At 49.9% G+C, this 12795-nt stretch carries 13 protein-coding genes; 3 read left to right on the top strand and 10 right to left on the bottom strand.

Annotation, left to right across the window (positions count from 1 at the left end; genetic code table 11):
• Positions 1-326: 326 nt before the first annotated feature.
• The 5 genes from GL2_RS12840 to GL2_RS12860 form a co-directional block, all read right to left on the bottom strand.
• Positions 327-1112, bottom strand: a complete 786-nt coding sequence (locus tag GL2_RS12840; RefSeq protein WP_143731032.1) for a PhzF family phenazine biosynthesis protein — start codon at positions 1110-1112, stop codon at positions 327-329.
• A 122-nt stretch (positions 1113-1234) separates the two neighbouring features.
• Positions 1235-1804 (bottom strand): hypothetical protein, encoded by a 570-nt coding sequence (locus tag GL2_RS12845; RefSeq protein ID WP_143731034.1) that lies wholly within the window; start codon positions 1802-1804, stop codon positions 1235-1237.
• 6 nt (positions 1805-1810) lie between these two features.
• Positions 1811-2329 (bottom strand): hypothetical protein, encoded by a 519-nt coding sequence (locus tag GL2_RS12850; RefSeq protein ID WP_143731036.1) that lies wholly within the window; start codon positions 2327-2329, stop codon positions 1811-1813.
• Between the two features lie 132 nt (positions 2330-2461).
• Positions 2462-2947 (bottom strand): hypothetical protein, encoded by a 486-nt coding sequence (locus GL2_RS12855; RefSeq protein ID WP_143731037.1) that lies wholly within the window; start codon positions 2945-2947, stop codon positions 2462-2464.
• Between the two features lie 123 nt (positions 2948-3070).
• Positions 3071-3511: a hypothetical protein gene (locus tag GL2_RS12860; protein WP_143731039.1), complete on the bottom strand. Its 441-nt coding sequence runs from the start codon at positions 3509-3511 to the stop codon at positions 3071-3073.
• 1228 nt (positions 3512-4739) lie between these two features.
• Between GL2_RS12860 and csrA the strand changes: the two genes are divergently transcribed.
• Positions 4740-4928, top strand: coding sequence for a carbon storage regulator CsrA (gene csrA, locus GL2_RS12865; protein ID WP_143731041.1), 189 nt, complete (start codon positions 4740-4742; stop codon positions 4926-4928).
• A gap of 152 nt (positions 4929-5080) precedes the next feature.
• Here csrA and GL2_RS12870 read toward each other — a convergent pair whose 3' ends face one another.
• The 4 genes from GL2_RS12870 to GL2_RS12885 all read right to left on the bottom strand — a co-directional run bounded on the left by GL2_RS12870 (position 5081) and on the right by GL2_RS12885 (position 10386).
• Positions 5081-5491, bottom strand: a complete 411-nt coding sequence (locus tag GL2_RS12870) for a DUF6746 family protein (protein ID WP_143731043.1) — start codon at positions 5489-5491, stop codon at positions 5081-5083.
• Between the two features lie 396 nt (positions 5492-5887).
• A complete protein-coding gene (gene bioA / locus GL2_RS12875; protein ID WP_143731045.1) occupies positions 5888-7159 on the bottom strand; it encodes an adenosylmethionine--8-amino-7-oxononanoate transaminase in 1272 nt (423 codons plus the stop codon).
• A gap of 54 nt (positions 7160-7213) precedes the next feature.
• Positions 7214-9664, bottom strand: coding sequence for an ABC transporter permease (locus GL2_RS12880; protein WP_143731047.1), 2451 nt, complete (start codon positions 9662-9664; stop codon positions 7214-7216).
• Positions 9664-10386, bottom strand: coding sequence for an ABC transporter ATP-binding protein (locus tag GL2_RS12885; RefSeq protein WP_143731049.1), 723 nt, complete (start codon positions 10384-10386; stop codon positions 9664-9666). The genes GL2_RS12880 and GL2_RS12885 overlap by 1 nt, the downstream gene beginning before the upstream one ends.
• Positions 10387-10431: 45 nt before the next feature.
• Between GL2_RS12885 and GL2_RS12890 the strand changes: the two genes are divergently transcribed.
• Together GL2_RS12890 and ttcA are read left to right on the top strand one after the other, a co-directional pair.
• Positions 10432-11100 (top strand): arylesterase, encoded by a 669-nt coding sequence (locus GL2_RS12890; RefSeq protein ID WP_197736449.1) that lies wholly within the window; start codon positions 10432-10434, stop codon positions 11098-11100.
• Between the two features lie 133 nt (positions 11101-11233).
• A complete protein-coding gene (gene ttcA / locus GL2_RS12895; protein ID WP_143731051.1) occupies positions 11234-12151 on the top strand; it encodes a tRNA 2-thiocytidine(32) synthetase TtcA in 918 nt (305 codons plus the stop codon).
• On the opposite strand, the gene GL2_RS12900 is transcribed toward ttcA, so the two are convergent.
• Complete coding sequence (locus GL2_RS12900; RefSeq protein WP_197736450.1) at positions 12036-12641, bottom strand: hypothetical protein; 606 nt, start codon at positions 12639-12641, stop codon at positions 12036-12038. The genes ttcA and GL2_RS12900 overlap by 116 nt on opposite strands.
• Positions 12642-12795 lie beyond the last annotated feature (154 nt).

Genomic DNA, 12795 nt, shown 5'->3' on the forward strand with positions numbered 1-12795 from the left:
CTTATAGTTAATCTTTTATCTACTCTACTACAATCAGACTTTGAGGTATTACAATATAATTTCACGGTTCCACTATAGGGCTTTTTTCCTCTACACACCCATAGATTAGGATTGCCTTTACAAGCCGCCGATTTAGACATGACAAATATGTTATTTTCAGGCAAAGCGACGACTAACTCTTCCTCTGAAAATGCCGAATTGCAATATATCAATGCTACTATCGAAAAGGATATTAATTTCTTCATAGTTTGGGTGCTAACGCTTGCCTCACAGGAAAATAAAAGCAGAGCGATTCGGCGTTTTTAGTTTTTCTGTGCAGGTACTTGTTATATTTTGATCGTAATCTTGCCTTGTAAATAATCTACAGCATCACCCTTAAGTACCACCCTATCCCCAATGACCTCACAGCCAACAATTCCCCTCCGTTTAGACAATTGCTGTGCTGTAAGATTATTTTTCCCCAGCCTTTCACTCCAATATGGAGCTAGCTCACAATGTGCTGACCCCGTAACAGGGTCTTCATTAACTTTCAGCTTCGGAAAGAAACATCGACTAACAAAATCCACTTTATCGCCTGGAGAGGTGATTTCTACCCCTCTTAGATCAAGTCGTGACAGTTTTATAAAATCAGGTACCATAGATCGAACCTCCGTTTCGCTACCCAAAACAACCACATAATCAAACCCAGACAAAACTTCCTTTGGAGAAACGCCTAAAGCATCAATGAGAATGTTTGGAGCTACAACTGCTTTAGGCACTGTAGCAGGGAAGTCCATACCATATCCAGAATTTGATTTCTCCACGGTAAGTAGGCCACTGTTTGTTTGAAACTGGATAGTTTGATCAGAGTAACCAAGATGCTCAAATAGTACATGAGCCGTAGCAAGAGTAGCATGACCACATAAATCAACTTCATCTTCAGGCGTGAACCAGCGCAGTGAGAATGAATCATTTTCAGCGACAAAGAATGCCGTCTCAGACAGATTATTCTCTTCTGCAATTCTCTGGAGAATACTATCTGGCAACCAAGACTCTAAAGGACATACTGCAGCAGGATTACCTTCAAAAACCTCCGAAGCAAAAGCATCAACTTGATAAATATTTAATTCCACTTTTCTCTCTATTTGCTAAATTGTGAATGGAAATATAACGCCGGCCACACAGACGAGCGAAACGCAGTATAGCGAGTCCAGCCAAATGAGTTTTTTGCATTTGGCGATTGTGCTTGCCTTTGTTAGCTTCGTTTTCCAAATACAAAGTGCTTTCCCTCAACTGTACCTAATGTTGGGAGCATATTATCCATGCTTCCTTTTATGGTTTTTCCGCTTAGATCCCATTCAACCTGGGGAAGCCAATAGTCAAGCTCCTCTCTGTTGTCGTGGCACTTAATGGGCATACTTTCATCAACCTTGCTTCCTGAAAAGGTTGGCCCAAAATTAAAGCATGGCCAAGCAGGCCTCCACCAGTACATATCGGGAAGCCCTGTTGCTTTGCCTTTGCGGGGAATATCAAAAGCAGTAATGGAGCCACTATGGCTTTTGTAGATCATTACGCTCCATTTATAGCCTCTGATTGAATCACCGTAGTTTGGGTGATCAAAAATTATAAATTCGCCATTATTAATCCTTGATATATCTAGCCTAAACAGGGCTGCTTCAGCTTTAGCATTAGGCTGAAGCGATGAAAAAAAAGGTACCATAGAGAAAACAACCCCTATTAATAGAGTTGATAAAACTAGAATCGATAACGATTTCTTTCGGTTCATGTTTAAGCTTACGCCCAGCGTTGGCTGTCGCTCTGCCACTGCTTGTTAAGTTCCATTTGCCAGACAGTGTACCCCACATTCAGCAGCCCATTCCTCTAGTTGCGGTTTTACAGAGTCATCCAGTAGGTACATGACATTTGTATCATCCCAACTTTCTAAGAAGACCACGCCTAGCTCAGGAATAACTACGTTAAAAAATCTCTTACTGGTCTCAGATACTGCAGGTTTGAAATAATCAAAAGCTGCATCATCTGACGTTAAACGACGAAATTTAGGCTTAGAATGGCTCCACTTACCGGCCATCCTAAAATTAATAACTTCAGTTTCTTTTAAAAGTTTCTTACTAAAAGAGTAAAGGGCTTCATTTCTCTTCTTTTGCTCCGCTCCAGAAACGTCATCCAACAGCATTCGTGCTTCTTCTCGACTCAACCAGTGGTCAAAAACTGAGACTGCCAAAAAGGTGTATTTGTCTGGAGGTTCAACTTCTATGATTTTCTGTAAGCCTGGAAACTGCTTCAGCAGAGCTTCTTGCTTAGATTTATTTAGATTGATGAACTTTCTCATAGAGTGAACTTAACGCCGCAATCAGACGCGGCTTCCTTTGTGTGCTTTTTGTACGAAAATGGGAGCGCAGCGACTGTGCAAAAAGTACGCAAAATAAGACGTCGGCTGCATTGCTTGTTAACCGCGTCCGCACTACCAGATTTTCCACCATGGTTTTTCAACACCAGGGTGCGCAACTATTAACCTAGCTGACTCACCAGTACTGCCACTTTTGGATACAGGAGTAATCTCAATAGTTATTTCAAAAGGCTCTTGTTCATCGGTATGACCATCAAACCAAATGAAAGTGAACTCGCTTTCTTCAACAAAGTTAGATGGAACAATTGGGTTATCTCCGAAGATAGTATCTTCGAATGCACCCTCCACAATGGAAAATTTGTATCCAACATCTCGGCTATTTTTACTAATATTTTTAAGCGTGATCATTCCTGCATCTGAGCAGGAACCACCGTTTCCATCGTAGAAACCACGTTTTATGCTTTTTAATTCAAAGTTTGGTCTTTCCGGCGCCTCAGCCTCTTCACCCGTAATTTCAAATTCTTGCGTCATTGGAGCAAATGAACACGAAAACACAGGGGAGGAGAAAGCTAATAGTAAAACTGCAAATATTCTTTTCATGCTATTACCGGTTAACGCCCAGCGCAGGCGCAGCCGGCGCGGAGCGCTTTTTGTGTTAATGTTTGAGCGCTAGCGAGTAACACAAAAAGTGCGTAGCGTTGGCTGTCGCTCTGCCGCTGCTTGTTAGCTGCATTGCTCATGCATAAACCAGATTGTATGCCTGCGATTTAGCAACCCTGAGCAGTGAATGCATTTTTTTACAGGCAAAGCCATTGCTTTACTGTGAACCGCATGCGGATCTTCGCAGAATAAATAGAGATCCCATACTCCAGGCGTTCCTGATATTCCGCTTCTTTTATTACAGTGCTCGCAAATAACATCCTCAATATGAACTCTATACTTTTTACCTGATACGCTTACGAAGCAGATTAATTGATAGCGACCACTCGCTCCCATAAGAGCGATTTCAACTCCGCTATATTCACGATACTCTTGTAGTGCTGGTGCGAGAATGTCATAGTGGGAAAGAGCAAACTCTTCAAACGTCTTTGTTTCCAAAATATTTGAAACGTCATCGTGGCTTAAGAATATAAGATATTGCCCGTCTAAGTTGACTTTATTCACAGAACTACTCTCTTACGGCAGCTAACATTTATATAGTGATCATTCAGACCACTATTATCCTGACTATTATCTCAGAATCAATTTCTACGCCAAAGCAAAAATTTATATTTTAAATCATGGGCTTAAAGCATTCTGATACGTTCGTACAGACTGTAAAAATGATCACTTTGACTACTATCCCGGTTTTAACGATAGTCTGTAACCTATTGATATAACGATTGTTTTTTGGTGTATCTTCTGGCTCTCCAATATAACAGTCAATATGACCGTAAATCCCTAAGCTAGCACTCACAAACTTTCGTAGGCCGGTAATAGTTTGGGGGAGGTTGTTAAGGTATCTAGGCAGGATATGATGCAGGCTTAAAAAACTGATCGGTATAGGCCGCTTAAGCGGGTAATTCGCATAATGGACATTCTGGGGTAGCCTTTTTACAAATAGTGGGTATCGTACCAGAACGCTTCGATTTTAAGTGTTGGATGAAAATAACACTACTAATAGGATGTCGACCTAAATCCCACAGCAATATATTAGAAGTCTGCAAGATATTTTGGCTATCGAGAGATATTTTCTATTGATATGTGGAAGATATTTCAAGTAGTGGTGTTGCTATTTTTTTGCATTCTAAAGTGAGAAACGGTGAGGAGTGTTAATTTAAATGGCCATTTTTATGTGTGACTGAAATTTTCCAAAGCATGAATAACCAAAAATATAGGCACAAAAATGATCTTATTGGATTTTATTAAGTTTGTTTTAGTGTCAAAGCTGCGTAAAATCGATAGATCTTTATTGTTATTCTGGCCGTAACTAAGAAGCCATCTGAAGGCAATAATCAAAGCGGCTCGGTTCAAGGGAGCCGAGAGAATCCAGAGTCCCAAGAATTTTCTAAAAAACCACCCCCTCAAAGGAGAACGGTAGCGTGAAGTAAGAATAAGTAAAAGGCGCTGACCCAAGGTGCTGGAACACCTGGGGCCAGCTAACCAAATTGATAGGCTAATTATCAAAATGGCTATATGTATAGTACGCTAGAAACCCGCTCGTCTTCAATAAAGTGGAGCACAATCAGCGGCTTGGAGAGATTCCCCAAGCTCTGGGAGCGTTGCGTCTGCCTTTTCTTTTTCTATGCCTACCGTTCTCGCGCACCACCTCACATCTCCCCATAGCGTTACTATCCAAGCTTTCCCATCGTGGAAGGTTTACTTATGGCTTGAGTATCAGTAGGACATAAATATGTTGGTCTTAAAGCGCCGGACAGGCGAAAACTTACGGATTGGAGCAAATGTCTCAGTCACGGTATTGGAAGTTAAGGGTAATCAGGTGAAGATAGGAATACTTGCCCCCAAATCCCTGCCTGTACACCGGGAAGAGATTTATGTACGCATCAAAAAGGAATGGAATGCGGGCAATGGGAATCGCTGAGAATCTGGTCGTGACTATGGCGCATCGCAATGAACGGGTGGTGTGCCCATTAAAGCGCTAACTAATGATAGTTAGCGCTTTAAATTTCGGTCGTATTGGTTGAGCCTTTCGCGCCGAATAGAGTCGCTTATTAGGCTCAGAATTGATTTTTATTATTGCTGTTTAAATCCAGCGATAAATTTATCTGCTAATTTAAAATACTCTTTTAAATCTTTTTGGGTCTTTTCTGTACGGTTGTTTTCGGAGTTAAGATGGATATTCTCCACCACAACGGCAATTTCTTTTGCAAGCTCTTGCTTCTCACCCTTCAGGTTCTCAGAGAAAAACTCAACACTTTTCTCAAGCGTGTAGGTGATGACATGAATCTGGTGAAGCTCAGCAGCATCAAGTTTTTGCTTGCCCTTAATTTCTGCTGTTTTCTCAATGAAAATCTTCTTGGCATCCTTCATCGAAGTAACATCCGCTACCTTGAGGTGCTGAATGGGTTTTTCTCCTGATGCGTCGCTAGCTTGCGCCGTGGTAGCAAAAGTAACCGCAAAAAGTAATGCAATTAAAATTCTCATTTTTCCTCTCTAACGCCCAAGCAGTAAAGATTGAAAAGGCATTGATCGGGCGAGGTGAATGCCTAACATTTAACAGTGATCACTTTGATTGCTATCGCAAATGAGGATAACTATCATTAACATTAATGATACAGGAATTTTTAGGTGCTCAAAACATTTCTCGCAGAAATTGCGATCAAGCTAATCGAAGCTTGTAAAGACTAAGAAAATTGAATCTGAGAACGACGAATGCGGGAGGGGTCAACGGAGGTCTTTAGCCTGGAAGAGGTAACCCCGTGTTATGGAATTTGATCTGTTAACCTTCTCTTCGCGGTAGCAAAGAGAAGGCTATTTACAGGAGGAGCCGGTTAACCCTGTATTATTGAGACCGGCTTCACAAATTAATTGGTACGGAGGCTAGGAAATCTCTCCCAGCACATCAACCATTGCTGAAGTTAATTGGCTAAGGTCTTCTTTAGAAATCACATAGGGCGGCATGGCGTAGACCAGCTTGCCAAAGGGGCGCAGCCAAATTCCGCGTTCGATTAAAGCTTCCTGCACCTTGGTCATATTCACTGGTTCACACATTTCCACCACTCCAATCGCGCCAAGGGCTCGAACATCGGCAACACCCGGTGCGGATTTTAATGGGGCCAGCTGCTCGGTCAGCTGCTGCTCGATAGTTGTTACTCGTTCCTGCCAGGGGCTGCTGAGAAGCAGCTGGATGCTGGCATTGGCAACAGAGCAGGCCAGGGGATTGCCCATAAAGGTGGGGCCGTGCATAAAGACTCCGGCCTCGCCATTGCAAATGCCTTCGGCAATACGATCGCTACAAAGCGCGGCCGCTAAAGTCATGGTTCCGCCGGTGAGTGCCTTGCCGAGGGTGAGAATATCCGGGCTGATCCCGGCGTGGTCGCAGGCGAACATTTTGCCACTGCGGCCAAAACCGGTGGCGATTTCATCGGCAATCAGCAGCAGGTCGTATTCGTCACAGAGTGCTCGTACCCGGCGCAGGTAATCTGCGGAATAAAAGCGCATACCGCCGGCACCCTGCACTATGGGTTCGAGGATCACCGCAGCCAGTTGCTCGCTGTTTTGCGCAATCAGTTGTTCCAGTTCGCGGATATCTTCATCCGGGCAGGTTTGACCAAAAGGGGTTTGCGGGGCGGGGGCAAACAGATGTTGGCTGAGTTGCCCGGCAAACAGGTGGTGCATACCGGTAATGGGGTCACAGGTGGCCATGGCCCCAAAGGTATCGCCGTGGTAGCCATTGCGCAGGGCCAGCAATTTATTCTTGCCCGGCTTTCCCTTGGAGTGCCAAAACTGCAGCGCCATTTTGATGGCGACTTCCACAGAAACAGATCCGGAATCAGCGAGGAATACGCGGTTGAGCCCAGGCGGGGTGATTTCCACCAGCTTTTTGCACAGCTCAATGGCCGGTTCATGGGTGAGGCCGCCAAACATCACATGGGACATTTTGTCCATCTGATCGCGCATGGCCTGATTCAGCTCGGGCACATTGTAGCCATGCAGGGCACTCCACCAGGAGGACATGCCATCGATAAGGCCTCGGCCATCTTCCAGGAAAATTCGAACCCCTTCAGCCCTGGCCACCGGATAGACCGGCGGCGGGTTGATCAGCGAGGAGTAGGGGTGCCAGATATGTTTGCGGTCGAATTCCAGGTCCATAAAAAGCTACATCTCTATTTATGTACGGCCTACATTTGGGCCAATTTATCGCAATCAGGCCAGTTCTCGCAGCACTTTTAGCGGAGGTTGGCTCACTGAGCTGTAACAGGCCAAAGTGCCGGCAGTTCCCACCAATACGGCGCCTACCAATGGGCCCAGTAGCCACAGGGTGGGGTGGAACATCAGGGGCAGCTCGAAAACCCGTTGCGATAGCACCACAAGGGTTGCTTCGGCGCCAATGGCGGCCAGTAAACCGGCGGCACAGCCGAGTAGCCCAAACTCCAGAACCAGGCTCTTCAATAACAGGCGCCTGCGTCCTCCAAGTGTGCGGATAATTGCTGCTTCCTGCAAACGCTCGGCGATGCTGGCGCGTACCCCGGCAATTAATACCAGTACCCCGGCCACAAGCATCAGTGCCATTACCGATTCGATGGCAAAAGATACCTGGTCGATGGTGTCGCGAATACGCAGGATAATCTTATCCAGCTCTATCACGCTGACACTGGGATAGCTGCGCACCAGATCGTTGATCAGCAGCTTGTCTTCAGGAGGAAGATAAAAGCTGGTGATATAAGTGGCTGGGAAGCCCTCCAGGGAACCTGGTGCAAACAACATATAAAAGTTCGGGCGCATGCTGTTCCAGTCCAGGGAGCGGAAGCTGGCCACAGGGGCCTCCACTTCCAGCCCGCCGATGGAAAAGCGCAATTTGTCACCAAGGGCCAAGTTAAGCTGTGCGGCCAGTTCCACCTCAACCGAGACTCCCTCGCTGGTTTTGTCCCACCATTTGCCTTCGAGAATACGGTTATCCGGTGCCAAGTTTTCGGTCCAGCTCAGGTTGAGTTCCCGGCGTACGCCGTTGGGGCGATCCTTAAGATCCTTGGTAAGAGTGTCATTGATGGCGATCAGACGGCCGCGCACCATGGGATAGAATTCGGTGCTACTCACTGCCTCCTTTTCCAGTATCTGCTGTATTCCATCCACATCTGTGGGGGCGATATTCAGCAGGAAGTGATTTGGCGCCTTCTCCGGCAGCTGCATACGCCACTCGTCGATCAGTGCGGTGCGTGCAAAAACCAGGGCCAACATTGCCAGCAGGCCGGTGCCAAAGGCGGCGATCAACAGTGTATTGAATGCGGCGCGGCGCTGCAGGCTGCCCAGGGCAATACGCCAGGCTCCACCAAGAGAGGCCAGCTTTCCTCGCACCAGTAATTGATTGACCAGGGCGCTGCCTCCTACCAGCAGCGCCATACCGGCGAGCAGGGCCAGAGTCATGGCCAAGCTGCCCGACAGCCACCAGATCAACAACAGCATGGCGCTGGGGCCGAGGATTAATCCAAGCCATTCCCGTTTATCGGGATTGCTCCAGTCCTTGCGCAGGGTTTGCATGGGGTCGGTGCGCGCCAGGCGGAACAGCGGTGGCAGGGCAAAACCCAGTGCACAGGCCAGGCCGGTGGCGAGCCCGACTAACAGAGGGTTCCAGTGGCTGGCGGGCGGGGCTACCGGGAAGAAGCCAGCCATCAGGTTGACCGCTTGTGCCTGGATAAAACTGCCTAAAGCGAGGCCCAGGGCAGTGGCAAGCAGGGTGAGGGCGGCCAGCTGGCCCAGATAGATAGCAAGTACCTTGTTGCGCCCGGCGCCCAAGCTTTTCATTACAGCCACGTAAGCAGTATGTCGCAGGCCATAGCGGCGTGCGGCCAGGCCTACAGCAACACTGGCCAGCAGTACAGCGAGGCTGGCGGCAAGGAACAGGAAGCTCTCTGCGCGGTTCAGTGCTGAGGCTACCCGTGGCTGGCCCTCGCGCAGATCCAGCACCCGCTGATGCTCAGTCAGCTGTGGTTTCAGCCAGTCGAAATACTCTTTCAGTATCTGGTTATCGCCGGCAAACAGGTAACGGTAGCGCACCCGGCTGCCGGGCTGGATAACACCGGAGGCCGGCAGATCATCCACATTGGCCAGCACCCGTGCGCCCATATCAAACAGGCTGGTACCCCGGTCGGGTTCCCGCTCTAAAAGTCCGGTCACTTTGAGCTGTGTGTCGCCCAGGTCTATAGAGTCGCCGATTTCAATTTCCAGCAGGGGGAGTAGGCGGGACTCCACCCAGGCCTCCCCTGCAGGTGGCCCCTGTTGTGCGACCTCACGTGGGGCATCCGGCGATCGGCGAATTTCCAGATGACCAACCAAAGGGTAGCCACCACCCACGGCTTTTACGGAGACAAACTGGAATTGGTCATTGGCCGAGATCATCGAGGCAAACTGGATTGCTTCACCTTGCTCCAATCCTCGTTTCTCGGCCTCGGTGAGCCAAGCGGGGTCGACTGGCTGGCTGCTACGCAGCACCTTCTCTGCCGCCAGGAAGGTGAGGGACTGCTCTTCCATGGCACGGGTGAGGCGATCGGTGAAATGGGCGATGGCGGTTACGCAGGTCACAGCCAGCACCAGGGCACTGGCGATCAGGGCCAGCTCGCCTCCGCGCCAGTCCCTGAAAAGCAGTCGCAGTGGCAGCATCAGGCGGATACCTCTGACAGGTTGTCGTCACCGGTGAGGGAGTCGTAGGACTCTACTGCGCCCGCGGACATGCGCAGGTGGGTGGCGCAGCGCTCTGCCAGGCGTTGTTCATGGGTCACTAACACCAGGGTGGTGTTGGATTCGGCGTTGAGTTTGAATAACAGGTCGATGATCTTGGCGCCGTTGCCGGCATCGAGGCTGCCGGTGGGCTCGTCGGCGAAGAGAATCGCATCGTCGCCGCTAAAGCTGGCAAATGCCCTGGCAATGGCGACCCGCTGCTGTTCTCCACCGGAGAGTTGGCGCGGATAGTGGCCCAGGCGGTGCTCCAGTCCGACTTTGGCCAGGAACGCCTCTGCGCGTTTTGCTGCACCCCGCTCTCCGCGCAACTCACTGGGCAGCATGACATTTTCAAGTGCGGTTAGACCGGGCAATAACTGGAAGGTCTGGAATACAAAACCCACACAGCGGGCACGTATGGCAGCACGCTGCTCTTCGTCTAAGGCGGTTATTTCTTCACCGGCCAGCCAGATTTTACCCTCACTGGGCTTGTCCAATCCGGCGAGCAGGCCGAGTAGTGTGGATTTTCCGGAACCTGAGGCACCGGTCACAGCCAGGCTCTCCCCGCGAGCCAGTTGCAGGGAGATATTGTTTAATAGGGTCAATGGCCCTTCGCTGGTGGAGACCCTGTGATACAGGTTTTCTGCCTTGAGAATGGCGGACATACTGTGTTCCCTATACGGATGCGCGAATTTTTTGGAGAGTATGACATGACGACAGCCTTTTTTCGGCAGTTGGCGGCTCAATTCAGCTTGATGTTGTTGCTGTTTGTCCCTGTCGGGGTTGCCCAGGCGGACACCTCGGAGACCCTGCTGGTGTTGGGGGACAGCATCAGTGCGGCCTACGGTATTAATGAGGAGCAGGGCTGGGTGCAGTTATTGCGAGAGCGCCTGCAGGAAAAAGGCAAGAAGGTTCGGGTGGTCAATGCCAGTATCAGTGGTGAGACTACTTCCGGTGGGTTGACCCGCCTGCCGCGACTGATGCAGGAATATAGCCCACGCTGGCTAATTGTGGAGCTGGGCGGAAATGACGGCCTGCGAGGTTACCCGCCGCAAACCTTACAGCGTAACTTGATGGAAATGGTGAAGCTGGCCAAGAACTCTGGTGCGGAGGTGCTGCTGCTGGGTATGCGTATCCCGCCCAATTATGGACGCGCCTACACCAATGCATTTGCCGCCGTCTATCCAAAGGTGGCGAAATCTGAGCAGGTGGGACTGGTGCCTTTCTTTCTGGAAACTGTGGCACTTGAGGATGGCGCCATGCAATCGGATGGTATCCACCCCACGGCTAAGGCTCAACCAGCACTGCTGGAGCATGTGTGGCCCTGTGTTGAGTCACTGCTGGCGGATACAGTGGAGGGGGAGTCGTGTACTCCGTGATCGAAATGCGTACAATCGCGCCCCCAGGATAGGGAAAGCCAGCGCCAGGCCATTGGTCACCAGTGGTAGTGGTTGCAGCTGGATCCCCAGATTTGTAACCGGTCAGCGGTACTGAACTAGTTAGAGAGACACCATGTCCGAAGTGGAAAACCGCCGCGAGCGGCTCGAATTCAACAAGCTGCAGAAGCGCCTTCGCCGCCATGTGGGCCGTGCTATCGCCGATTTCAATATGATTGAAGAGGGCGACAAAATTATGGTTTGCCTGTCCGGCGGTAAGGATTCCTATGCCATGCTGGATATCCTGCTAAACCTGCAAAAAACCGCACCGGTCAATTTTGAACTGGTAGCGGTGAATATGGACCAGAAACAGCCGGGTTTTCCCGAGCATATCCTACCGGAATATTTGCGCTCCCTGGGTGTGCCCCACCATATCGTGGAGAAAGACACCTACTCGGTGGTGCAGGAGGTAATACCTGAGGGTAAGACTACCTGTAGCCTCTGTTCACGCCTGCGCCGTGGCACCCTTTACGGCTTTGCCGAAGAGATTGGAGCCACCAAAGTGGCCTTGGGCCACCACAAGGACGATATCGTCGAGACCTTGTTCCTGAATATGTTTTACGGTGGCCGCCTCAAGGCGATGCCCCCTAAATTGCGTGCTGATGATGGGCGCAATATTGTGATTCGCCCGCTGGCTTATTGCCGGGAGGAAGATATCGCCCGCTACGCGGCTTTCAAGGAGTTTCCGATCATTCCCTGTAATCTCTGCGGTAGTCAGGAGAATCTGCAGAGGCAGGCGATCAAGCAGATGTTGCGAGAGTGGGACAATAAATTCCCCGGGCGCAGCGAAAATATCTTCGCTGCAATAACGCGCGTATCTCCGTCGCAATTAGCAGACAGGGATCTGTATGATTTTGAAAGCCTGGAGCTGGACCGCTCTATGCCGTCGACTGCCGAGCGTCCTGATCATTTAATTCAGCGCCAGGTGAATTCCTGGGAGCCGGAGGATGCGCGGGAGGTTGCCCCCCAGCATATCGAGGCGCTGAATCTGTAGGATCTGCACCGCTGACCAGCTGGGCGTAACTGCATTCAAAGTCGCGCGTGGTGGCACTGGGCCCATGGTGGAAGTGCTGGTGCCACAGCCGTGCCATTTTCGCCACGTCATTGGTTTCCGGCTCGGGGATCTTGTGGATATCCGCCGAGCGGTATACCAGCCAGGCGATAGCTGTGGCATAGCGCAGGTTGGTGGTCAGCTCACTGTGGGGGTGATCGAGAAAATCCCGCTGGCTGGCCAGACCCCGTACCTTTGAGGCCAGGGCCGGGTGACCAATCAGGTAGTCGTCCCAGATCTCCCGGTGAGTGTGTGGTTGGATTTGGTAGATGCCCAATCCATGGCGCCGTCCCTGCTTGAGGTGAAAGCCAAGCTGCGACTCCTGTGCAGCAGTGCCGAGCAGGAGGTTTTCCATGCCCTGGCTCCAGGCTCTCAGGTGTTTGAGGGTCGGACGGATAACCTGGAGGCGCAATTCGTCCAGACAGATGCCCATAGTGTTGTCTTTTTTTCTGTGGCTGTCCTGAATATTTAGTTTGCGGATTGAGTCGACGCCACCTGTTGGGTAGATTTAGGCGCAATAAACATAACAATTTTTGAAGTGGTACCGATCCTGTAGCTCATTTTGCCCAAAAAGCGAGCAGTGAGTC

This window comes from Microbulbifer sp. GL-2, assembly GCF_007183175.1.
Lineage (GTDB): Bacteria > Pseudomonadota > Gammaproteobacteria > Pseudomonadales > Cellvibrionaceae > Microbulbifer.